This is a genomic window from Neorhizobium descurainiae (assembly GCF_051400715.1).
Classification (GTDB): Bacteria; Pseudomonadota; Alphaproteobacteria; order Rhizobiales; family Rhizobiaceae; genus Neorhizobium.
The window spans coordinates 49640-73115 of the sequence record NZ_JBLFFK010000018.1; the positions used below are offsets into that span (position 1 = coordinate 49640).

The 23476-nt window shown below is 63.6% G+C and carries 21 protein-coding genes; 13 read left to right on the top strand and 8 right to left on the bottom strand.

Annotated elements, in window-relative coordinates; all coding sequences use genetic code 11:
- Positions 1–16: 16 nt before the first annotated feature.
- Both ACMGE0_RS24840 and ACMGE0_RS24845 read left to right on the top strand, forming a co-directional pair.
- The gene (locus ACMGE0_RS24840) at positions 17–208 is read left to right on the top strand and encodes a hypothetical protein (RefSeq protein ID WP_436818569.1); all 192 of its coding nucleotides are present in this window, start codon (positions 17–19) and stop codon (positions 206–208) included.
- 73 nt (positions 209–281) lie between these two features.
- Positions 282–680, top strand: a complete 399-nt coding sequence (locus ACMGE0_RS24845) for a DUF1236 domain-containing protein (RefSeq protein WP_436818570.1) — start codon at positions 282–284, stop codon at positions 678–680.
- A 104-nt stretch (positions 681–784) separates the two neighbouring features.
- Here the strand turns inward: ACMGE0_RS24845 and ACMGE0_RS24850 are convergent, their stop codons facing one another.
- The 5 genes from ACMGE0_RS24850 to mscL all read right to left on the bottom strand — a co-directional run bounded on the left by ACMGE0_RS24850 (position 785) and on the right by mscL (position 5051).
- Entirely contained in the window at positions 785–1552 is a 768-nt protein-coding gene (locus ACMGE0_RS24850) for a polysaccharide deacetylase family protein (RefSeq protein ID WP_436818571.1), read from the bottom strand.
- 130 nt (positions 1553–1682) lie between these two features.
- Positions 1683–2039, bottom strand: a complete 357-nt coding sequence (locus ACMGE0_RS24855; protein WP_436818572.1) for a hypothetical protein — start codon at positions 2037–2039, stop codon at positions 1683–1685.
- Between the two features lie 107 nt (positions 2040–2146).
- Entirely contained in the window at positions 2147–3181 is a 1035-nt protein-coding gene (galE, locus tag ACMGE0_RS24860) for a UDP-glucose 4-epimerase GalE (protein ID WP_436818573.1), read from the bottom strand.
- Positions 3182–3338: 157 nt separating this feature from the next.
- Positions 3339–4508, bottom strand: coding sequence for a pyridoxal phosphate-dependent aminotransferase (locus ACMGE0_RS24865; protein WP_436818574.1), 1170 nt, complete (start codon positions 4506–4508; stop codon positions 3339–3341).
- Between the two features lie 114 nt (positions 4509–4622).
- Positions 4623–5051 (bottom strand): large conductance mechanosensitive channel protein MscL, encoded by a 429-nt coding sequence (gene mscL, locus ACMGE0_RS24870; RefSeq protein ID WP_436818575.1) that lies wholly within the window; start codon positions 5049–5051, stop codon positions 4623–4625.
- 186 nt (positions 5052–5237) lie between these two features.
- Between mscL and ACMGE0_RS24875 the strand changes: the two genes are divergently transcribed.
- On the top strand, positions 5238–8753 hold the full coding sequence (locus ACMGE0_RS24875) for a hybrid sensor histidine kinase/response regulator (RefSeq protein ID WP_436818576.1): 3516 nt from the start codon (positions 5238–5240) through the stop codon (positions 8751–8753).
- A gap of 197 nt (positions 8754–8950) precedes the next feature.
- A complete protein-coding gene (locus ACMGE0_RS24880; RefSeq protein WP_436818577.1) occupies positions 8951–10183 on the top strand; it encodes an OpgC family protein in 1233 nt (410 codons plus the stop codon).
- A gap of 218 nt (positions 10184–10401) precedes the next feature.
- On the opposite strand, the gene ACMGE0_RS24885 is transcribed toward ACMGE0_RS24880, so the two are convergent.
- Both ACMGE0_RS24885 and ACMGE0_RS24890 read right to left on the bottom strand, forming a co-directional pair.
- Positions 10402–11934, bottom strand: a complete 1533-nt coding sequence (locus tag ACMGE0_RS24885) for a UxaA family hydrolase (RefSeq protein WP_436818578.1) — start codon at positions 11932–11934, stop codon at positions 10402–10404.
- Between the two features lie 49 nt (positions 11935–11983).
- The gene (locus tag ACMGE0_RS24890) at positions 11984–12685 is read right to left on the bottom strand and encodes a FadR/GntR family transcriptional regulator (RefSeq protein ID WP_436818579.1); all 702 of its coding nucleotides are present in this window, start codon (positions 12683–12685) and stop codon (positions 11984–11986) included.
- A gap of 314 nt (positions 12686–12999) precedes the next feature.
- Between ACMGE0_RS24890 and ACMGE0_RS24895 the strand changes: the two genes are divergently transcribed.
- From ACMGE0_RS24895 to ACMGE0_RS24935, 9 genes are all read left to right on the top strand, one after another.
- Entirely contained in the window at positions 13000–14532 is a 1533-nt protein-coding gene (locus ACMGE0_RS24895) for a sugar ABC transporter ATP-binding protein (protein ID WP_436818644.1), read from the top strand.
- Positions 14533–14540: 8 nt separating this feature from the next.
- On the top strand, positions 14541–15569 hold the full coding sequence (locus tag ACMGE0_RS24900; RefSeq protein ID WP_436818580.1) for an ABC transporter permease: 1029 nt from the start codon (positions 14541–14543) through the stop codon (positions 15567–15569).
- A gap of 96 nt (positions 15570–15665) precedes the next feature.
- Positions 15666–16607, top strand: coding sequence for an ABC transporter substrate-binding protein (locus ACMGE0_RS24905; RefSeq protein WP_436818581.1), 942 nt, complete (start codon positions 15666–15668; stop codon positions 16605–16607).
- A gap of 63 nt (positions 16608–16670) precedes the next feature.
- Positions 16671–17684, top strand: coding sequence for an aldo/keto reductase (locus tag ACMGE0_RS24910; RefSeq protein ID WP_436818582.1), 1014 nt, complete (start codon positions 16671–16673; stop codon positions 17682–17684).
- Between the two features lie 3 nt (positions 17685–17687).
- Entirely contained in the window at positions 17688–18506 is an 819-nt protein-coding gene (locus ACMGE0_RS24915; protein ID WP_436818583.1) for an amidohydrolase family protein, read from the top strand.
- Positions 18507–18510: 4 nt separating this feature from the next.
- Complete coding sequence (locus ACMGE0_RS24920) at positions 18511–19518, top strand: zinc-binding alcohol dehydrogenase family protein (protein WP_436818584.1); 1008 nt, start codon at positions 18511–18513, stop codon at positions 19516–19518.
- A gap of 10 nt (positions 19519–19528) precedes the next feature.
- Positions 19529–19858, top strand: a complete 330-nt coding sequence (locus ACMGE0_RS24925; protein WP_436818585.1) for an L-rhamnose mutarotase — start codon at positions 19529–19531, stop codon at positions 19856–19858.
- A gap of 32 nt (positions 19859–19890) precedes the next feature.
- Positions 19891–20625: an SDR family oxidoreductase gene (locus tag ACMGE0_RS24930; RefSeq protein ID WP_436818586.1), complete on the top strand. Its 735-nt coding sequence runs from the start codon at positions 19891–19893 to the stop codon at positions 20623–20625.
- A gap of 18 nt (positions 20626–20643) precedes the next feature.
- The gene (locus ACMGE0_RS24935) at positions 20644–21921 is read left to right on the top strand and encodes an L-fuconate dehydratase (RefSeq protein WP_436818587.1); all 1278 of its coding nucleotides are present in this window, start codon (positions 20644–20646) and stop codon (positions 21919–21921) included.
- An 11-nt stretch (positions 21922–21932) separates the two neighbouring features.
- Here the strand turns inward: ACMGE0_RS24935 and ACMGE0_RS24940 are convergent, their stop codons facing one another.
- Complete coding sequence (locus tag ACMGE0_RS24940) at positions 21933–23342, bottom strand: mannitol dehydrogenase family protein (RefSeq protein ID WP_436818588.1); 1410 nt, start codon at positions 23340–23342, stop codon at positions 21933–21935.
- Between the last annotated feature and the right edge of the window lie 134 nt (positions 23343–23476).

Sequence of the window (23476 nt, forward strand, 5' to 3'; positions counted from 1 at the left end):
CAGAGGAGTAAAACCCATGAGTGACCGAGAACCGACGGTGATCAATGCGGGTGGCGGCAGCGGCGGCTGGGCCGTCGCGGCCATCCTGCTGATCGTCATCATCGCAGGCGGGCTCATCCTCTTCGAAGGCGGTTACCTCGGAACCCGCAACGTCGATATCGACGTGAGCCTGCCCAAGGTCGAGGTGCCTCAACCCGTCACGAAATAATCGCCTCGATCCATTCGGCGAGACGGCGTGAACCCACGCGCTCGTCTCATCCAGTCTTGAAAGGAGAAGCATCATGAAGACCAAGATCATCATTCTTTCCGCCGCGGCCCTCGGCATCCTCGCCCCCGCTGCTTCCGCCCAGCAGGGCACAGTCAACGGTGCGGCCGGCGGTGCCGTCACCGGCGCGATCGTCGGCGGCCCGGTGGGTGCTGCGGTCGGCGGCGTCGTGGGCGCCATCGCCGGCACGGCCATCGATCCGCCGCCGCAGCGTGTCGTAAGCTATGTCGAACAGGCTCCGATGCCGGCGGACCCGGTCGTGGTACAGGAGAGGATCGTCGTCGGCAAACCGGTGCCTTCGACCGTCATGCTCACGCCGGTTCCGGAGGCCCCGGAATACGCCTATGCCGTCGTGAACCAGCAGCGGGTGATCGTCGATCCGGATACCCGGACAGTCGTGCAGATCGTCCGCTAAATCCGATCCCGGCTTGATCGGGAAGGGAGGGCCGGCACGGCTCTCCCTTCTTCGGCTCTGTATTTCCGGCATCCGGACGCAGGCCGTGGCGGCTCCTCAAGCCGTCATTGCGTCGTATCCTCGTCGCCCACGTCGTCCACGTCCGAAAGGCGCACGAATTCCACACCCTTCCGTTTCAGCGCAAGCAGGGCGCGGGCAACGCCTTCACCCGCCGCATGGGTCGGCTGGTTGATATGCGCGATCACCACATCGCCGTCTTTGGCGGCGGCGATCCGCCTTTCCGAAACGGCGGCGCCCAGCAGGGAGCCGCCGTCGCCGTTCAGCGAGTAACCGGCGATCCTGTATCCCATGGCGCGGATCTGGCGGATTGCCGAGAGATCGTATTTCGCGGTCGAACCGCGGAACCAATGGGGTGCTGCAAAACCCGCAGCCAGCATGGCCTCCGCGCCGCCCACGACCTCCTGACGCACCGCCTCCGCCGAGCCGGCCGCGGCGATACCGTAGATCAGCGCCGGCGCATCGACCGCAGGCACATGGTTGCGGCCATGGTTCTCGATTTCGAAGAGATCGAGGTTCCGCAGGAAGACCGCCGTCGCCTGCGGGTTTTTCTTCAGCCAGCGGGCCGTCACGAAAATCGTCGCCGGAATTCGTTCCCGGACAAGAACCGACAGGATCCGCTCGTCCGCCTGTCCCATGCAGGCATCGAAGGTCAGCGCCACCCGCGGGCGGCCCGCATTTTCCGAGCGCGCCCCATTCAGACGCGGCTCGACCAGTTTGGGAGCAGATGTCGCGTTCTGGCGGGCGGGCATGTTTTCAGCGCCGGCGGCCAGAGGCAGGAGCGCAAGACAAGCGGAGAGGAGGAAACGTCGCATGGAAAACCGGTATCGAAACGTCGCTCGTCTACCGCTAAACCTTCAAGGACACCATGCGACCGAATGACCGGGCGACCGGACACGAAAAAGGCCGGACGATGCCGGCCTTCTTGCAATCCGGTCTGCTGCCTCAGCAGTTGGTCGACTGACCGTTGGTGTTGGCGCCGGCAGTGCCGGCGGGGGCCGAAGCGCTGCCCGTGGCATCCGGAGTGGTGGCGGAACCCTGCGTCTGCATGTTCGGTGCGCAGTTGGTGCGGGTGTCCGTGGTCGCTCCGCCGGTCGTGCTGTTGGTTGGGTTGGGATCGATAACCCGGTTGTTGTTCATCCCGTTGCTGTCGCCGCCGGTATCGGGGGCGCCGGGATTGGTGTTCAGCGAACCACTTCCGCTGCTTCCACTGCTTCCTCCGCTTCCGGTGCCCGTCTGGGCGAGAGCGCCCGTCGCAAGACCCAGGGAAAGAATGGTTACGGTAATAAGCTTGGAATGCATCTGGATTCCTCCATGGCCGGCTTGGCCGGCCGGTTTGGTTTTGCCTACACCGACCCAACCGAAAGGAATGGAGGATGTTCCCTTGAAATTCTTTTGTGATGCGGAGGTCAGAAGCGCACCGAAGCGAGGCGGTGCTGCAAGGACTTGAGGTCTTCGGCCTTGCGTGCCGCCAGCCCCCTCTCCCAGGCGATCGCCGTCTCGACGATGAGATCGAGATCGTCGTGCCGTGGCTTCCAGTCGAGCAGCCGGCGGGCGAGCGTCGAATTGGCGACAACGCTCGCTGCATCGCCGGGCCGGCGCGGCCCGTAACGGATTTCGAACTTGCGCCCGCCGACGCGCATCACGGCTTCCAGCACTTCGAGGACCGAATAGCCGCGGCCATAGCCGCAATTGGCGATCAGGGGTTCGCCGCCGCGGCGCAGATAGCTCAACGCATTCAGATGCGCGTTCACGAGATCGGTGACATGGATATAGTCGCGGATACCGGTGCCGTCCGGCGTCGGATAATCCGTGCCGTAGACATCGACGCCGCGCCGCTTGCCGAGTTCGGCCTCGCAGGCGATCTTGATGAGATGCGTGGCGCCCTCGGTGGACAGCCCGGCGCGGCCGAGCGGATCGGCGCCGGCGACATTGAAGTAACGCAGCGCCACGAAGCGGAAGTCGTGGGCCAGGGCGGCATCGCGCAGCATCATCTCCGACATCAGCTTGGACTGGCCATAGGGATTCTTCGGATGCGGCGGCGTGCTTTCAAGAACCGGGGTATCGTCCTTCTGGTCGCCATAGACTGCAGCGGTGGACGAGAAGACGAAATGGCGGATGCCCGCTTCGACCGCCGCCGCCGCCAGCAGGCGCGTATTGCCGGTGTTGTTCTCGTAGTAATCCAAGGGCTGGGCCATCGATTGCGGCACGACGATCGAACCCGCGAAATGCAGGATCGCATCGATATCGTTCTCGGCGAAGATCTGCTTGAGGATAGCGCGGTCGCCGACATCCCCCAGATAGAAACGCGCATCGGCCGGCACAGCCCACCGGAAACCGGTCGAGAGCCGGTCGAGAACGACGACGTCCTCGCCCGCGTCGAGCAAGGCCCAGGCCATGTGGCTGCCGATATAGCCAGCGCCACCCGTCACCAGAACCGCCATGTCACACTTCCCTGCCTTTTATCGTTGGCAGGAGGAAAACACGGCTGAACTTCAACAATGCTTACCCGGCGCGGCCTCCGCCGGGTTTATCTCCGATCAGGGCAAACGTGGTCTTGAGAAATTCGCTAAAATCCTATCGATCCTGTTCCGAAGAGGCTCAGAGACGGTGGATATAGCCGGACAGGCGCGCAGCCGCCTCTTCGACCTGCCCGGCATCGCGCAGGAAGCAGGCACGCAGGAAAAGCTCGCCGCCCTTGCCGAAAGCCGAGCCCGGCGCCAGTGCCACGCCGATCTTGTTGACGATGTCGAGCGCCGCCCTGCGGCTGTCGGTGATGCCGTCCACCTTGACGAAGGCGTAAAGAGCTCCATCGGGCTTCAGGGTTTCGACCCGGTTGGTAGCGATCAGGGCGTCGCAGAGGATATCGCGCGCCCTGGTCGCCCGGTCGATATTCGCCTGGACGAAGTCGTCGCCCTGGTTCAACGCCACCACGGCGCCGCGCTGCAGGAACTGCGCGACCCCGGAATTGGAATATTGCACCAGGTTTTCGATCACCTGGCCCATTTCCGGCGGAGCGACCAGCCAGCCGACCCGCCAGCCCGTCATCGACCAGTTCTTGGAGAAGGAATTGGCGAAGATGATCCGGTCCCCCTCCTCCATGATGTCGAGGAAGGAGGGCGCGCGTGCCGCGCCGCCATAGTAGTAGCGGGCATAGATCTCGTCGGCGACGATCCAGAGGCCGTGCTTGCGGGCGAGCGCCAGGATGTTCCTGAGATCGTCGGGCGTGGCGGTCCAGCCCGTCGGGTTGGCCGGCGTGTTGATGAACAGGCCCTTGGTCTTCGGCGTGATTTTCGCTTCCAGCCTGGCGAGGTCGAGCGACCAGCGGCCGCCGACGAAATCGAGCGGCAGGCCGACCGAACGGGCTCCGGAGATGTCGATCGCGGAGATGATGTTCGGCCAGGTGGGCGAGAGATAGATCATTTCGTCACCCGGCGAGGTGACCGCCTGCACGGCGAGCATGATCGCGTGCATGCCGGAGCCGGTCACATAGAAATGCTCCACCGGCAGCGCGACGGAGAAGTGCCGGGCATAGTAGTCCGAAAGCGCCTGGCGAAGCTCCGGAATGCCGCGCTGATAGGTGTAGAACGTCTCGCCGGCCATCAGCGCCCCGGTCGCGGCGCGGTTGATGAAATCCGGGCTCGGCAGGTCTCCCTCGCCGGCCCAGAGCGGAATCAAGCCTTCCCGCCCGCGAGCGTGATTGATGATCTCGACGATCCCGCTCTCGGGTGCGGAGACAGCGCGGGGGCTCAAGCTGCTGATGATCGACATGGAATTCCCTGACATGTTTTCCCCTGTTTAACGCAGGAAAACCAGAAAATCCCATGATAATCCGTGAGCCGGCGATCGATTCCGATGATGAATCCGGCAAATGTGATCAAAAGATCACTTGGTTTTCAGGAGGTCCCTGATCTCGGTCAGAAGCTGGACGTCGGCCGGCGGGGGAGCGGGTGCGGCTTCTTCCTTCTTCTCCTCCATCATGCGCAGCCTGTTCACGGCCTTGACCATCAGGAAGATGATCCAGGCGAGGATCAGGAAGTTGATCATCACCGTAATGAAGCTGCCGTAGGCGAAGACCGCCCCCTGCTCGCGGGCCTGGGCGAGGGTGGGAGCGGTGACGGCGCTCGAAAGAGGCAGGAAATAGTTCGAGAAATCGAAACCGCCCCCGGTGACGGCGCCGACGATCGGCATCACGATATCGTTCACCAGTGAGTTGACGATACCGGTGAAGGCGCCGCCGATAATGATACCGACGGCGAGGTCGATCACATTGCCCTTGGCGATGAAGGAACGGAATTCGCTGACTACCGACATGGTTTATACCCCCGACTTTCAGGTTGCGTCGTGAGCAACATAGCGCATTTGCCGGACCTGGAAAGATGCAGGCGACCAGAGGCTTAGCATAAGGTCTATTGGACTTTTTGCCGATAACGCCGCTGATTTCCAAGCGAATGCTTTTCCCCTAATGTTCAAGTTGCCGCAATCTTGCGGGGAGAAGCCATGCTGCCAGGCTGGGTCATTTTCGGTTCGGCTTTCGCCTATGTCCTGCTGCTGTTCGCGGTGGCAAGCTACGGCGACCGGCGTAGCCGTCTTTTGGGCGTGCCGAAAAACGGCCGGCCGATCGTCTATGCGCTCAGCCTTGCGATCTACTGCACGTCCTGGACCTATTTCGGCGGCGTCGGGCTCGCCTCCCAGAGGGGGCTGGAATTCACCGGCATCTATATCGGCCCTATCCTGGCCTTCACGCTCGGCATGCCGGTGCTGAAGCGCATCGTCGAACTGGCCAAGGCCGAAAAGCTTACCTCGGTCGCCGATTTCATCGCCGCCCGTTACGGCAAGAACTCCACCGTCGCGATGATCGTGGCGATCATAGCCCTCGTCGGCGCCGTCCCCTATATCGCGCTGCAGCTCAAGGCCGTATCGAGTTCGGTTGCCGCGATGGTCAATCCGTCGGACTACGGGATCGGCAGCGGCAACCTCTACTTCATCGACCTGGCGCTGATCGTCACTCTTCTGATGGCCTGTTTCGCGGTCATTTTCGGGACCCGCCACACGGATGCGACGGAGCATCAGGACGGTCTGATCCTGGCGGTCGCGATGGAATCGGTCGTCAAGCTGCTTGCCTTCCTGACCGTCGGCCTCTCCGTCTTCTTCATCCTCTTCGACGGACCGGCCGACCTGTTCGCCAAGGCGTCGGAAAACCTGCTGGTCAGTTCCGCCCTCTCCTACGAGACGCCGCTCAGCCGCTGGCTCGTCCTGACCGTGCTTTCCGCCTTTGCGATCATCCTGCTGCCGCGGCAGTTCCATGTGACGGTGGTGGAGAACCGCACGACAAAGGAACGCAGGATGGCCGGCGTCCTTCTGCCGCTCTATCTCGTCGCCATCAACCTCTTCGTGCTGCCCGTCGCCATGGCCGGGCTGATCGCCTTCGGCGGCGTCGGCAACGCCGATCTCTACCTGCTGACCCTGCCGCTCACCGGCGAGCTCAAGGTCGTCTCCCTCATCGCCTTCATCGGCGGGTTTTCGGCCGCCACCGCCATGGTGATCGTGGAATCGGTCGCGCTGTCGATCATGGTCTCCAACGACATCGTCATCCCGATCTTCCTGAGGCAAAGGCTGATGGCCGCGCGCTCCGGCCAGCGGAACGACTTTACCCGGACGCTCCTGAATATCCGCAGACTGGCGATCTTCGCCGTGCTGATCCTGGGCTACGGCTACTATCGCATGGCCGACAGCCAGTCCGGCCTCGCCTCGATCGGCCTGCTCGCCTTCGCGGCGATCGCGCAGGTCGCCCCGGCCCTCTTCGGCGGGCTGATCTGGCGGCGGGCGAATGCCCGCGGCGCGATCCTCGGCATGTCGCTCGGCTTTCTCGCCTGGGCCTATCTGCTTTTCCTGCCGAGCCTCGGTGGACCGGACAATTCCCATGTCGCGGCGGCCGTGCTGAACTTTCTCTTTCCCGGCACCGGCATCTTCTCCGGACCGGAGACCGATCCTCTGGTCAATATCACGATCTTCAGCCTGACGCTCAACACGCTCGCCTTCGTGCTCGGTTCGCTGTCGCGCAACCCGCGGCCGGTGGAGCGCATTCAGGCCGGCATCTTCGTCAAACGGCACCTGCGCTCGCAATTCGCCACCCGCGGCTGGAAGACCCGCGTCGGCGTCGGCGACCTCAAAACCGCAATCGCCCGCTATCTCGGCGAAGAACGCATGCGGCGCTCCTTTTCCAACTACGAGCAGAGCGCCGGACGGACATTCCGCGACGACCAGCCGGCCGACATGGCGATGATCCATTTCTCCGAACAGTTGCTCGGCAGCGCGATCGGCTCCTCCTCGGCACGCCTCGTTCTCTCGCTCATCCTGCAGAAGGCGGAGGACACCAATGCCGATACGGCCTGGCTGCTCGACCAGGCGAGCGAGGCGCTGCAATATAACCAGGACATGCTGCAGACCGCCCTTTCCCAGATGGACCAGGGCATCGCGGTCTTCGACAACTCCGAGCGGCTCACCATCTGGAACAGGCGCTTCCGCAATCTCCTCGACCTGCCGGAACAGGTGGGGCAGGTCGGCTTTCCGCTCGCGGACATCGTCGCCATCCTCTCCGACCGCGGCGATATCGCCGCCGCCGACCAGGCGGAGGTGATCCGCCAATTCCAGACGCTCGACGCCCCCTTCTCGCTGGTGCTCGACGGCGGCGAACGGATCATCGAAGTGCGCTCCAACGCGATGCCGGACAAGGGCATCGTCGCGACCTTCACCGACATTTCCGAGCGCGTCGCCGCCGACAAGGCGCTGAAACAGGCGAACGAGACGCTGGAGCAGCGCGTCGGCGAGCGTACGGCCGAGCTGACGCGCGTGAACCGCGAACTTGCCGAAGCGCGCGCCTCCGCCGACGAGGCCAATATCGGCAAGACGCGCTTCTTCGCCGCCGCCGGCCACGATATTCTCCAGCCGCTCAACGCCGCCCGGCTTTACTCCTCGGCGCTGGTGGAACGCCTCGGCACCACAGACAATAACGGCACCCTGGTCCGCAATATCGATTCCGCGCTCGAATCCGTCGAAGCCATTCTCGGCGCCGTGCTCGACATCTCCCGGCTCGACACAGGCGCGATGAAGCCGCGCTTCACCTCCGTGCCGCTCGAGGATCTCTTCAGGCGCATCGAGACCGACTATGCGCCCATGGCGCGCGAGAAGAACCTGAAATTCGTCGTCATGCCGACATCGCTCCGGGTCCGGTCGGATGCCAATCTGCTGCGCCGCCTGGTGCAGAACCTCGTCTCCAACGCGATCAAATACACGATCGACGGCAAGGTGCTGGTCGGCGCGCGGCGGCGAGGCGATCAGGTGATCATCGAAGTGCTCGATTCCGGCATCGGCATTTCGCCCTCGAAATTCCGCACCGTCTTCAAGGAATTCGCCCGCCTCGACGAAGGTGCGAAGACGGCTGCCGGGCTCGGGCTGGGCCTGTCGATCGTCGACCGTATTTCCCGCGTGCTCACGCATCCCGTCCGGCTTGCCTCGACGCCCGGACGCGGCACCATTTTCCGTGTCGAGGTCCCGATGGATAATCCGGCATCGCAGGCGGCACGGGCCGCAGACCAGCCGGAACGCCGCAAGCGCTCGCAGCCGCTCAACGGGCTGCGCGTGCTTTGCATCGACAACGAGCCGCGCATCCTCGAAGGCATGGCGCTGCTCATCACCGGCTGGGGCTGCACGGTCGGCCAGGCGGATTCGATCGCCGCCCTCGACGAGATCGTCGCACGCCGGGAGCCGCCACCGGAGATCATCATCGCCGACTACCATCTCGACGACGGCGACGGGATCGAGGCGATCCTCAAACTGAGAGCGAAATACCAGGCGGACATCCCCGCGCTCATCATCACCGCCGACCGCACGCCGGAGGTCCGCGCCGAGGCGGAAAGGCACGATATCGGCGTGCAGCATAAGCCCGTGAAGCCCGCCGCCATGCGCGCCTATCTCACGCAGGTTGCAAGCCTGAAACGCGTCGCCGCCGAATAAGCGCCAAAATTCCGGACCAACCTCCGTTCATCTGAGAGTCATCACGCATAGTTTACGATCGTAACATGCTTAGGCGTCGCAAGGCGGAACCCTCCGGCTTTTCGGGACGTTTAGGCGCGTGACTTCCTGGCCCGCAGAGGCCTTACGGACCGACCGGCGCGAGCCATCGGAACCGGCAGAGATGGAGACCGCGACCGATGAAACGCTTTGATATTATTGATGGTATGCGAGGATATTTCCTCGTTTTCATGCTGATCAACCACCTGATCTTCGCCGGCGGCTACTGGCTGGTCAAAATCAACCACAACCAGCTCGCCTTCGTGGAGGACGCCCAAGGGTTCGTCTTTCTGTCCGGCCTGCTGATCGGCATGGTCTATGCCAAGAAGATGCTGAAGAACGGCTATGCGGCCGGACGTGCGGCGATCTACAGCCGCGCCTTCGAGCTCTATCGCTATGCGATGGGCATCGTACTGGTTGTGCTGGTGGCGCAGATGCTGCTGCCCGGCGCCTACACCATCTGGTTCAACTGGCTCGGCTATACGAATTTCGACGATCCGCTGCGGCTGGCCGCGATCGCGACCTTCCTGTACCAGCCGACCTTCATGGACATCCTGCCGCAATATATCGTCTATATGCTCTTCGCACCGATGCTGGTGAAGCTCGTGCTGGAGGACAAGTGGCATTATGTGATTGCCGGCTCGATCATCCTCTGGATGACGGCGCAGCTCGGCCTGCAGCAGATCGCCACGACGCCGCTCAACGACCTCGTCATGGGCGCGGACGACCAGGGCATCCGCGCGTCGTTCAACCTGCTCGGCTGGCAGATCGTCTTCTACTCGGCGCTGGTGCTCGGCGCGCTGACCTCGGCCGGCAAGATCGACTGGAAGCAAATTCTCTCGCCGGAAAACACCTTCATTCCGAAGGTGGCCCTGGTTCTGGTGCTGTTCTTCCTGCCGCTGCGCCTCATCACGGCACATGAGCTGATGCCGCCGCACATGATCGGCAAGTTCGCCTCGATGGAAATCCGCGCCGATTTCGGTCCGGTCTATCTCCTGAACTTCGCCTCGGTGGCCCTTCTCGTCACTTGGCTGATCGTTGCCGGTCCGAAGCACAAGGCCGCATGGGTGCGCCGCATCGCCAGCGCGCTGACCTGGGTCTTCTCGCTGAAATACCTGCAGCTCCTCGGCCGCCACTCCCTCTATGTCTATGTGTGGCACGTCGCGATCGTCTATTTCGTCTACTATTTCGACGGACGTTCGCCGGAGCTCAGTCAGCTCACGAAGACGGCGATCGCACTGGTATCGATCGCGCTGCTCTCGATCCCGGCGCTCTGGCGGGAACGCGACAGGTTCTTCGGCACGGCAGAGCCTGCACCGGTCAAGGTCCAGCGGCCAAAACCGGCCGGACCGCAGCAGATGACCATCCGGTAAGGCAACTTTCGAACACAAGCAGTTCTCGGGGAGTGGATCAGCTACTGTCCTTGGACCGTACGAACCTAGCAACGTTCTCGACATCATCCTCGGCCTTGTGCCGAGGATCTAAGCCGTCTCATCAAGCTGGCCGTTGCAGATGTTCGGGACAGGCCCGGGCATGACGGCGGAGTGCTCCTCATCAATAACCTGAGGGTGGCCGCCTAGGTCGTCGGCTTTTACGTTACTGCCCCCACCTGCCACGGCACGAATTCGTTGTCGCCGTAGTCGTAGATCTCGCTCAGCGTCTTCTTGCCCGAAGCCACCGCGATCACATCCTCGAAAATCCGCGTGCCCGCTTCTTCGATCGTCTCCTCGCCCGTGACGATGCCGCCGCAGTTCAAGTCCATGTCCTCCTTCATGTGCTCGTACATTTCGGAGTTGGTGGCGATCTTGATGCAGGGCGCCGGCTTGAAGCCAGAGACCGAACCGCGGCCGGTGGTGAAACAGATGACGTTGCAGCCGCCCGCCACCTGACCGGTCACCGCTACAGGGTCATAGCCCGGCGTATCCATGAAGACGAAACCCTGTTCCGTGACGGTTTCGGCGAACTCATAGACCGCCTTCAGCGGCATCGAGCCGCCCTTGGCAACCGCCCCAAGCGACTTTTCGAGGATCGTGGTCAGGCCGCCGAGCTTGTTGCCGTGCGAGGGATTGTTGTTCAGTTCGTCGCCGTTGCGGGCGGTGTAATCCCGCCACCAGTCGATCCGCTGCAGAAGCTTGCGCGCCACTTCCGGCGTCACCGCCCGGCGCGTCAGCAGATGTTCGGCGCCGTAGATCTCCGGCGTCTCGGACAGAACCGTCGTGCCGCCGTTCCGGACGATCAGGTCGGAGGCGTAACCCAGCGCCGGATTGGCGGAAATGCCGGAATAGCCGTCCGATCCACCGCATTCGAGCGCCAGCTTGAGTTTCGACAGCGGCTGCGGCGTGCGAGCCGCCGCGTTCACGCCCGGCAGCATTTCCCTGATGATGGCGATCGCCGCGTCGATCGTCTTTCTCGTCCCGCCGTGCTGCTGGATCGTCATGGTCCTGAGCCGGTCGCCCTCTTCCATGCGGTAATGTTCGAGGATCGGCGCGATCTGGTTCGTCTCGCAACCGAGCCCGATCATCAGGATGCCGCCGAAATTCGGGTGCTTCGCATAACCCTGGATGGTGCGGATCAGCAGCCGGTAGCCTTCCGACCTGGTATTGAGCGCACAGCCGCCGCCATGGGTCAGCGCCACGACGCCGTCGACATTCGGAAAACCGTCGAGCCCGCCCATGCGGTTGAAATAATCGGCGATATAGCGCGATACCGTGGCGGAACAGTTCACCGAAGAGATGACGCCGATATAGTTGCGCGTGCCGGCGCCGCCCAAACCCCGGTCGTAACCGAGGAACGTGCGCCGCCCGGCTTCCGGCAGCATGCCCCTTTCTTCGATATCGACGCTGAACTGGTGCTCGTGCTCGGAGGGCAGCATGGCGAGATTGTGCAGATGCACATGGCTGCCGGGGGAGATGTCCCCGGTCGCGACGCCGATCACCTGGCCGTATTTCTTCACCTCGTGACCGGCTGCGATCGGCCTGATCGCCACCTTGTGGCCGCGGCCGATCAGTTCGCGCGCCAGAAGGTCGCCGTAACCGGTCGGGCCGCCGGCCGGCACGGACCGGCGCGCGACGCCCACGTCGTCGATCGGGTTCAGAATGATGATCGGCGAAACCGCCTCGTTCATGCCTGCCGCCTCGCTTATGCCTGCCGCCTTTCAGGGGTCGGCGCAATGGTCACCGCGCCTCGTTGTTCATCCAGCGTTGTTTGGATTCCTCCAGATGCGCGTGCATCATGGCCTGCGCCAGAAGCGGATTGCGCGCCTCCAGCGCCGCATAGATCGCCTCGTGCTCCGCAAGCGCGAAACCCCAGGTCTCCGGCGTTTCGAAGCGCACGCGGATCTGCGCCGAAATCGGGCTGTGCCGCTCGTCGAAAAGGTCGCCGACGATGTGCGCCAGAACCGAATTGCCCGACTGATTGGCGATCGTCAGGTGAAAGAGCCGGTCGAGATCGAGCGGTTTGCGCCCTTCCGCGATCTCCGCCCGCATCTGGTCCAGGGTCTGGCGGAGCGACCGCAACGCCTCCGGCGCGATCTTCGCCGCGGCCAGCAGGATGACCGCGCCTTCGACCGTGGCGCGCGCCTGCATCAGCTCCAGCGGGCTCTCGCCCATGGAACCCGTCTGCCATTGCCGCCGGTCCGGCTCGGCTGTCACGTAGATGCCGGAGCCCATGCGGATTTCGACGCTGCCGTCGATTTCAAGCGCGATCAGCGCCTCGCGCAGCGAAGGCCGCGAGACGCCGAGCTGCTGGGCGAGCTCCCGCTCCGCCGGCAGGCGCGCGCCGGCCGGAAACTGCCCCGCCTGGATGAGCGCCCGGATCTGGTCGGCAATCTGCTGGTACAGCCGTCGCGGCTCCGCCGCCTTGATAAGCCCGTTCATGGATTTCGTCGTCCTGAAGATTTGGCCTTACCATAACCATGGAAGCACTGCAGGGCAAGCTTCAGAATACACCTTTGAAATATAACTATCTTTCTTCCAAGTTGTGAGAGATGGATCTTCCCATGCCATCCATCTCTCCCCGCGCTCCAAAAAATTGGCTTGACCAGTTTTCGGCTCCGGTTTACCCATTGAACAACGCCAGCGGGAGGAGCCGGGGCGGATGAGCCTTCGGGCCCGAGGAGGAAAGCATGGAAAATCGGCCGGCGGAGATTCGCCCGAATGCCCATGAGACCGCCATCGCGACCGGGCGCCTCATGCCGGCTTCCGGTGGAGAGCCGCTGCTGCGCCTCGACAATATCAGCAAGGAATTTCCGGGCGTCAAAGCGCTCTCCAACGTCCATTTCGACCTCAACCGCGGCGAGGTGCATGCCGTCTGCGGCGAGAACGGCGCCGGCAAATCGACCCTTATGAAGATCATCAGCGGCGTCTATCAGCCGAGCAGCGGCACAATCCTCTACAAGGGTGAGGAACGGCAGTTTTCCTCTACGCGTGAATCCGAGGCGGCGGGCATCGCCATCATCCACCAGGAACTCAACCTCGTCCCCCATCTTTCGGTCGCCGAGAACATCTATCTCGCCCGCGAACCGCGCCGCCGTTTCATGGGGGGCGGTTTCCTGGTCGACCGGAAGAAGCTGCGCGCCGACGCCAAACGCTGCCTCGACCGGCTCGGCGTCGACATCAACCCGGACCGTCCGATGCGCGGGCTCTCCGTCGCCCAATGCCAGATGGTGGAAATCGCCAAGGCGCTGTCGCTCGACGCGGAAGTGCTGATCATGGACGAGCCGACCTCCTCGCTCACCGAGCAAGAGACGCGTCTCCTCTTCAAGGTCATCCGCGACCTGAAGGCCTCCGGCGTCGGCATCGTCTATATCTCGCACCGGCTGGACGAGATGGCCGAGATCGTCGACCGCGTCACGGTGCTGCGCGACGGGCGCTATATCTCCACCGACGATTTTGCCTCGACCAGCATCGATGCGATCGTCTCCAGAATGGTTGGCCGGTCGCTGGAGGAGAAGTTCCCCGACCGTACCTCGACCCCGAGCGACGAGATCATCTTTTCCGCCGAAGGCCTGACCCGCGCCGGCGTCTTCAAAGACGTCTCCTTCACGCTGCGGCGCGGCGAGATCCTCGGTTTCGCCGGGCTGATGGGCGCCGGCCGCACGGAAGTCGCCCGCGCCGTCTTCGGCGCCGATCCGCGCGACGCCGGCACGGTGACGCTGCACGGAAAGACGCTCTCGATCACCTCCCCGCGCGACGCGATCGCCGCCGGCATCGCCTATCTTTCCGAGGACCGGAAGGCGCAGGGGCTGGCGGTCAAGATGCCGGTCGACGCCAATATGACGCTCGCCAACATGGAGGCGGTGTCCAACCGCTTCGGCCTGATCGACTTCGCGAAGCAGACCAGGGCGGCCAAGGATTACGTCAGCCTTCTCAACATCCGCACGCCGTCGATCAAGCAGCCGGTGCGACTGCTCTCCGGCGGCAACCAGCAGAAAATCATCATCGGCAAATGGCTGTTCCGCAAATCGAAGGTGCTGTTCTTCGACGAGCCGACGCGCGGCATCGATGTCGGCGCGAAACTGTCGATCTACCGGATCATGGACGCGCTTGCGGCCGAGGGCGTCGGCGTCGTGCTGATCAGCTCGGAACTGCCGGAAATCCTCGGCATGACCGATCGCGTCGCGGTCTTCCATCAGGGCCGCATCACCGGCGTGCTCGAGACGCGAAAGACGACCCAGGAAGAGATCATGCGATACGCCTCCGGCTATGCGCGACCGGCGGGATGAGGAAAGACATGGCCGAAATCACCGAAGTTTCGAAGCAGAAAAGCGTCTCGCTCAGCGACCGGCAGAAGGACATCATCCAGAAATTCGCCGCGCTCGGCAGCCTGTTCGTGCTGATCGCCGTCTTCTCGCTGACGAGCAGCGCCTTCTTCACCGTCAACAACGGCATGACGATCGCGCTGCAGGTCACCTCCATCGCGCTGCTCGGCATCGGCGCCACCTGCGTCATCATCACGGGCGGCATCGACCTTTCCGTCGGTTCCGTGCTGGCCTTGTCCGGCGTCGTCGCGGCGCTGGCGGTCAAGGATTTCGGCACGCCCGTCTGGCTCGGCATGCTCGTCGGCATCCTGACCGGCACGCTCTGCGGCTTCATCAACGGCCTGCTCGTCACCAAGATGAAGCTGCCGCCCTTCATCGCCACGCTCGGCATGATGATGATCGCCCGCGGCGTGGCGCTGCAGATCACCGGCGCACGCGCCGTCTCGGGACTTGGCGAATCCTTCGGCGAGCTCGGCAACGGCTCGTTCCTGCGGATCGTCAACATCGGCGACGACGGTTTTCCGACCATCGTATTTCCGGGCATTCCCTATCCGGTCATCCTCATGGTGGCGATCGCGCTCGCCGTCTCCTTCATGCTGAACCGCTCGGTGCTCGGCCGGCATATCTATGCGGTCGGCTCGAATCCGGATGCCGCACGGCTTTCCGGCGTCAACGTCACCCGCATCGTCAGCTTCACCTACGTGCTGTCCGGCACGCTCGCCGGCCTCACCGGCTGCGTGCTGATGTCGCGCCTTGTCACGGCACAGCCGAACGAGGGCGTGATGTACGAACTCGACGCGATCGCCAGCGCCGTCATCGGCGGCACGTCGCTGATGGGCGGCGTCGGCACGATTTCGGGCACGGCGATCGGCGCCTTCGTGATCGGCATCCTGCGCAACGGATTGAACATGAACGGCGTCTCCGCCTTCACCCAGCAGATCATCATCGGCCTCGTCATCCTGGTCACCGTCTGGATCGACCAGTTGCGCAACCGCCGTTGAGGACAAGGTGCGCGGACCTTTATCCGCGAAAACTTCAGGGAGTGAGGAGTCTCCCGAAAACCGGCCGGTCAGGCCAGAGAACAAGAGGAGGAAGACATGAGAAAGCTAGCTGCCGCGCTGCTGACATCCGCGATCGCCCTTGCCGCGATCCCGGCCCAGGCGGGCGAAATCGCCGTCATCGTGAAGACCGTCAATTCCACCTTCTGGCAGAACGTCCAGAAGGGCGCCGATGCCGCCATGAAAGCCGGCGCCGGCGACAACACCATGACCTTCCAGGGTCCGGCGGCGGAATCGGCCATCGCCGACCAGGTCAACATGGTCGAGAACGCCGTCAACCGTCAGGTCTCCGGCATCGTGCTCGCGCCTTCCGATCCGGACGCGCTGGTGCCGGCCGTCAAGAAGGCGTGGGAAGCCCGTATCCCGGTCATCATCATCGATTCGATGCTCTCCAAGGATGCCGAGCAATATTACCAGTCCTTCCTGGCCACCGATAACAAGAAGGCCGGCGAACTCGCCGCCCAGGCGCTGATCGACAAGGTGGGCACCGAAGGCAAGATCGCGGTCATGTCCTACGTGGCGGGCGCAGGTTCGGAAATCGGCCGCGTCGGCGGCTTCACCGACCATATCAAGGCGCATTCGAAACTTCAGATCGTCGGGCCTTATTACTCGCAGTCCCAGATGGCGACCGCGCTCAACCAGACGACCGACGTGCTCGCCGCCAATTCCGATCTCAAGGGCATTTTCGGCGCCAACGAGCCGACCGCGATCGGCATGGGCCGGGCGCTCAAACAGTCCGGCAAGGCGGGCAAAGTGGTGGCGATCGGCTTCGACGGAAACCAGGACCTGCAGGAATTCGTCAAGGACGGCACGCTTGCCGCGATCGCCGTGCAGGGCTCGTTCCAGATGGGCGAACTCGGCATCCAGACCGTGCTCAAGGTGATGAACAAGGAGAAGGTCGAGAAATTCGTCGATACCGGCGTCGTGATCGTCACCAAGGACAATATCGACAAGCCGGAAGCCAAGAACGTCCTCTATTGAGTGCTACCCCTGCGGGCGCGCATCGCGAATGGTGCGCGTCCGTCAATTCTCAAGGAATGTCAGATGAACGTCGCCGACCGTAGAAAGCTGCCCAACGCTCCCGTCGAACTGACCGTCATGGGTCTCGGCTGCGCGCAGATGGGCAATCTCTATCGCAAGACCTCCTATGAGGAAGCGGCCGGCGCCTTCAGGGCGGCCTGGGAGGCGGGCATCCGCTATTACGACACCGCGCCCTTCTACGGTTATACCCGCTCGGAGCGGCGGCTCGGCACCATGCTGACCGACCTGCCGCGCGGCGATTACGTGCTCAGCACCAAGGTCGGCCGGGTGATGCAGCCGGACGAGACGGTGGGGCCGGAAGAGGACGGCTATGTGGAGCCGCTGCCCTTTCGCCCGGTCTACGACTATTCCCATGACGGCATCATGCGCTCCTTCGAGGCGAGCCGGCAGCGGCTCGGCATCCTGAAGCCCGATATCCTCTACATCCACGATATCGGCGGCATGACCCATGGCGAAAAGCACCAGCACTACTGGCGGCAACTGGCCGACGGCGGCGGCTTCCGTGCGCTCGGCAAGCTGCGTGAGGAAGGCCTTACGAAGGCTGTCGGGCTCGGCGTCAACGAATGGGAGATTATCGCCGAGGCGATGAAGGTCTTCGACATCGACGTCGCCATGCTTGCCGGCCGCTACACGCTGCTCGAACAGCAGAGCCTCGCCTTCATGGACGATTGCGCCGAACGGGGCGTCGGCATCGTCATCGCCGGGCCGTTCAATTCCGGCCTGCTCGCCGGCAACAGGAAGTTCAACTACGCCGATGCGCCGGCGGAAATCCTTGCTCGCGTCGACGTGCTCACCAAGGCCTGCGAAGCGGAAGGCGTCACGCTGCAGGCCGCTGCGCTGCAATTTCCACTCGCCCATCCGGCTGCGATGACCATTGTTTCCGGTGCACGCACCGCCGGGCAGATCAGCTCGAATGTCGGCTGGTTTGCGGAGGAAATCCCCGGCTCCTTCTGGATGCGGCTGAAGGAGCGCGGGCTGATCGCCGAGGGCGCGCCGGTCCCCGGCGAAGGGGCCTGAGCGATGCGGATCGACGCGCATCAGCATTTCTGGCGGATCGCCGACCGGACCGGCCAATGGCCGCCGCCGGAGCTTGCCGCCATCCATCGCGATTTTCTGCCGGAGGACCTGCAACCGCTGCTCGCCGATGCCGGGATCGATGGCACCGTGCTGGTGCAGACGATGGAGAACGAGACGGACACGGCCTTCATGCTGGACCTCGCGGACAAAACCCCTTTCATCCTCGGCGTCGTCGGCTGGACGGACATGAAGGCCGCCGACGCTCCCGCCAATATCGCCCGGCTGGCACGGCATCCGAAGCTGAAAGGTTTCCGCCCGATGCTGCAAGATATCGCAGATGACCGCTGGATCGACGATCCCCGACTCGACGCCGCCGTCGCGGCAATGGTCGGACACCATCTCGTCTTCGACGCGCTGGTCCTGCCGCGGCATCTGGAACCGCTTGCGAATTTCGCCCGCCGTCACCCAGGCCTCCCCATCGTCATCGACCATGGCGCAAAGCCGCCGATATCGGAGGGCCGGTTCGTCGGCTGGTATGCGCGGATGAAAGTCCTCGCAGAATTGCCCAACGTGCATTGCAAGCTCTCCGGCCTGCTGACGGAAGCCGGCGACCAGAAGCCGCAAGCCGTGCGGCCCTACGCCGAAACCATCCTCGACCTCTTCGGCCCGGACCGGGTGGTCTGGGGCAGCGACTGGCCGGTGCTCAGGCTCGCAGGCGACTATCGGACCTGGCTCGACCAATGCCTCGATATCGTGCCGGCGGAGCACCACGATGCGGTCTCCGGCGGCAATGCGCAGCGCTTCTATCGGCTCGGAGCGTAAGTCAATGCTGACCGTCATCTGCGAAGCACCCGGCAAGCTCAGCGCCATCGACCGTCCCAAGCCTCTGCGCGGCGAAGGCGAGGTGCTGCTGAAGCTCCGCCGCATCGGCATCTGCGGCACGGACCTGCACATCTTCACCGGCAACCAGCCCTATCTCTCCTATCCGCGCGTCATGGGTCACGAGCTTGCGGCGACCGTCGAGGAGGCGCCCGCCGGCAGCCGGCTTGCCGCCGGCGATACGGTGTCGATCATTCCCTATATTTCCTGCGGGCGCTGCAACGCCTGCCTGAAAGGCAGGACCAATTGCTGCCGCAATATCGGCGTGCTCGGCGTTCACCGCGACGGCGGGATGACCGAATATCTGAGCCTGCCCGAGGAGTTCGTGCTGAAGGCCGACGGGCTCTCGCTCGACCAGGCGGCCATGGTGGAGTTCCTGGCGATCGGCGCCCATGCGGTGGCCCGCGCCCGCATCGAACCCGGCCAGAAGGTGCTGGTGACGGGGGCCGGGCCGATCGGGCTCGCAGTCGCCATCTTCGCAAAGCTCGACGGCGGCGACGTGACCCTACTCGATGGCCGGGCCGACCGGCTGGAATTCGGGCGGCGGCATCTCGGCATCACCTCCACCGTCCAGCTCGGTGCCGGAGACCGGGAGCAGCTTTCCGCGATCACAGAGGGCGATTTCTTCGATACGGTCTTCGATGCGACCGGCAGTCCCAAGGCGATCGAGCGGGGCTTCGGCTTCGTCGGCCATGGCGGCACCTATGTGCTCGTCTCCATCGTCTCGAGCGACATCGCTTTCTCCGATCCGGAATTCCACAAGCGGGAGACTTCGCTGCTCGGCAGCCGCAACGCCACGCGCGCCGATTTCGAGCGGGTCATGCAGGCTATGCGGGCCGGCAGCATCCCCGAGGCCCTGATAAGCCATAGGATGATGCTGCGGGACGTGCCGGAAAGGTTTCCGAAACTGACCGATCCGGCCGCCGGCGTCGTAAAGGCGCTGGTGGAAGTCTGAGGAGAGAGCGATGCGACGGATGGGTATGGTGATCGGCGTCGAGCCCCACATGATCGCGGAATACAAGCGGCTGCATGCGGCCGTCTGGCCGGAAATCCTCGCTCTCATCGGCCGCTGCAACATCAGAAACTACACGATATTCCTGCGCGAACCGGAAAACCTCCTTTTCGGCACCTGGGAATATCATGGCACGGATTTCGAGGCCGATATGGCGAAAATGGCCGCCGATCCGAAAAATCAGGGATGGTGGTCCTTCACCATCCCTTGCCAGAGGCCGCTTGCAAGCCGCAAAGAAGGCGAGTGGTGGGCGATGATGGAGGAGGTGTTCCATCATGACTGATCCGCTGGGCCAGGAAAAATCGAGGACATGACATGACGACCAGACTGGATGAAAAAACCGTACTTGTGACCGCCGCCGGCCAGGGCATCGGGCGCGCGACGGCGCTCGCCTTCGCGGAAGCCGGAGCCACGGTTCATGCGACCGATATCAACGAAACGCTGCTCGCGACATTGCCGAACATCGGCAATCTCACGACCGCCCGGCTCGACGTGCTCGACGACGGCGCCGTCAGGGCCTTCGTCGAAAAGGCCGGCACGATCGACATCCTGTTCAACTGCGCCGGCTTCGTGCATGCCGGCTCGATCCTCGAGATGAAGGACAGCGAGCTCGAATTCGCGCTCGAACTCAACGTCAAGTCGATGGTGCGCACGATCCGCGCCGTGCTGCCGGGCATGCTGGCGCAGAAGGACGGTGCGATCATCAACATGTCCTCCGTCGCCTCCAGCATCAAGGGCGTGCCGAACCGCTTCGCCTACGGCCTCACCAAGGCGGCCGTGATCGGCCTCACCAAGTCCGTCGCCGCCGATTACGTGACTGAGGGCATCCGCTGCAACGCGATCTGCCCCGGCACGGTCGAAAGCCCCTCGCTGCAGGACCGCATGAAGGCGCAGGGTGATTACGCGACCGCCAAGGCCGCCTTCATCGCCCGCCAGCCGATGGGCCGGCTCGGCACGCCGGAGGAGATCGCAGAACTCGCCGTCTATCTCGCCGGCGCGACCTACACAACCGGCCAGGCCTATGCCATCGACGGCGGCTGGGCCCTCTGAAAACCACCGAGTGACCCCATGACCCGCATCACCGATCTCCGCGTCTTCGATCTGCGTTTCCCGACATCGCAAAGCCTCGACGGCTCCGATGCGATGAACCCGGATCCGGATTACTCGGCGGCCTATGTCATCCTCGATACCGATCGCGACGGGCTTTCCGGCCACGGCCTGACCTTCACGATCGGCCGCGGCAACGACATCTGCTGCATGGCGATCGAGGCGATGCGGCATCTGGTGGTCGGCCAGGAACTGGAGGCTTTCGCCGGGGCGCCCGGCAAATTCTGGCGGCACCTGACGAGCGACAGCCAACTGCGATGGATCGGGCCTGAAAAGGGCGCGATCCATCTCGCCACCGGCGCCGTCGTCAACGCTTTCTGGGACCTCTATGCCAAGGAGCAAGGCAAGCCTGTCTGGCAGCTCGTCTCCGAAATGCCCGCGGAGAAGATCGCCGATATCGTCGACTACCGTTACCTGACCGACGTGCTTTCCCGCGAGGAGGCGATCGCAATCCTCGAAAAGGCCGAGGCCGGCAAGGCGGGGCGCATCGAAACCCTCAAACGCGAGGGCTACGCCTGCTACACGACATCGGCCGGCTGGCTCGGCTATCCGGAGGACAAGCTGCGCCGCCTCTGCCAGGAGGCCGTCGATGCCGGCTTCAACCACGTCAAGATGAAGGTCGGCCGCGACCTCGAGGACGATATACGGCGCCTCACCATTGCCCGCGAGGTGATCGGTCCCGACCGTTACCTGATGATCGACGCCAACCAGGTGTGGGACGTCGGCCAGGCGATCGACTGGGTGAAGAAGCTTGCCTTCGCCAAACCCTTCTTCATCGAAGAACCGACCAGCCCGGACGATATCGCCGGCCACCGGAAAATCCGGGAGGCGATCGGCCCGGTGAAGGTCGCGACCGGCGAGATGTGCCAGAACCGCATCATGTTCAAGCAGTTCATCGCGGAAGGCGCGATCGACATCGTGCAGATCGATTCATGCCGCATGGGCGGGCTGAACGAGGTGCTGGCCGTGCTGCTGGTGGCCGCGAAATACGAGCTGCCCGTCTGGCCGCATGCCGGCGGCGTGGGCTTGTGCGAATACGTCCAGCATCTCTCGATGATCGACTATATCGCCGTTTCCGGCACCAAGGACGGGCGGGTGATCGAATATGTCGACCATCTGCACGAGCATTTTGTCGATCCCTGCATCATCCGCAACGCCGCCTACATGCCGCCCTCGCGGCCGGGTTTCTCGATCGAGATGAAACCGCAATCGATCTCGGATTATACGTTCGGGGGCTAATTGAGGCGATCTCAGCCGGCGTTCAGCTTTTCAAGCTCCGCATTCACCCGCGCACGCCATAGGCTATTCTCCATGAGGGCCTGCGGAAACAGGCGCGGGATCGCGAGGAAGGATGCAGACGGATCACCCGCCGCCATGTTTGCCGCGGCAGCCTTGAGTTCGGCCGCGCGCGGATCGTTGATCTCCTCAGTCTTCCGTGCATAGGCGATCCAGAGCGCTATGACGTAAGCAGCCGATGACGCGTCGCCGCCTTTCGCCAGCGTCTCCACCGCGCCGGCGAGAATGCGCTGCGGCAGTTTCTGGGTGCCGTCCATGGCGATCTGCTGAGTCTTGTGGGCGATCGTCGGGTTCTCGAACCGCTCGATCAGCTGATCCATGTAACCGGCAAGATCAATACCCGGCACCGGATCGAGCGTCTTCACCGCCTCCTGCATATGCCGGCGGACCAGAGCGCGATATTCCGGCACGGCCATGACATCGCGGACGAATTCCAAGCCTTTCAGCTGGCCGAGATAGGCAATCAGCGAATGGGAGCCGTTGAGGAGCCTCAGCTTCATCTTCTCGTAGGGCTCGACGTCGGCGACGAAGAGAGCGCCGCCGGCCTCCCATTTCGGCCGGCCGGAGATGAAGTGATCCTCGATCACCCACTGCATGAACGGCTCCGTGTCGAGCGCCAGCTCGTCCTTCGCGCCGATCAGCCTTTCGGCGCGGGCTCGCGTTTCTTCGGTGGCGGCCGGCACGATGCGGTCGACCATGCTGCAGGGAAAGGCGCCCTGCCCCGAAATCCAGTTGGCGAGCGCCGGATCATGGGCGCCCGCCATCTCGATCACGAGGCGCCGGACGATGCGGCCATTGGTCGGCAGGTTGTCGCAGCAGAGCACCGTGAACGGCGGCAGGCCGGCGGCGTGGCGGCGGGACAGGCCCTCGACGAGATAACCGATAACGCCGACGGGGGCTCCGGGACCGGCAAGATCGGCCGCGACCGAGGGATGGTTACGGTCGAGCCCGCAGGAGACCGGATCATAACCATAGGCCTTTTCCGTGACCGTGACGGTGACGACCCTGATCGCCGGATCGGCCATCAGCGCCAGGATATCTTCCCGGTCCTCCGTGCCGGAAAGCCCCCTCACCACCGAACCGACGACCTGGGCGCTGTCGCCCGCCGCACTGCGGGCGATGACCGTATAGAGCCCGTCCTGCGCCCGCAGGTCATGGACGATATCCACCGAACGTAAGCTGACGCCTACGATTCCCCAGTCGCCGAACTCCTTTGCCAGCGCGGCATCCGTATAGACCGCCTGATGCGCCCGATGGAACGCGCCGACGCCGATATGCAGGATGCCGGGCTTCAAAGATCCTCGGTCGTAGCCCGGTTTCATAACATGGGCCGGAAGGGGCGTGGATGCGGAAAGGCGCGGCATTTTTTCATCATCGATGCCCGCGACCAGTGGGCATCCTCCCGTTTCAAGACGGGAAAGTGATAGCCCTGCCGGAACGGCGCGGTCAACGGCATGCATCCTACGTTCCACTCCCGATATCGTGCTTTCCGCAGCGC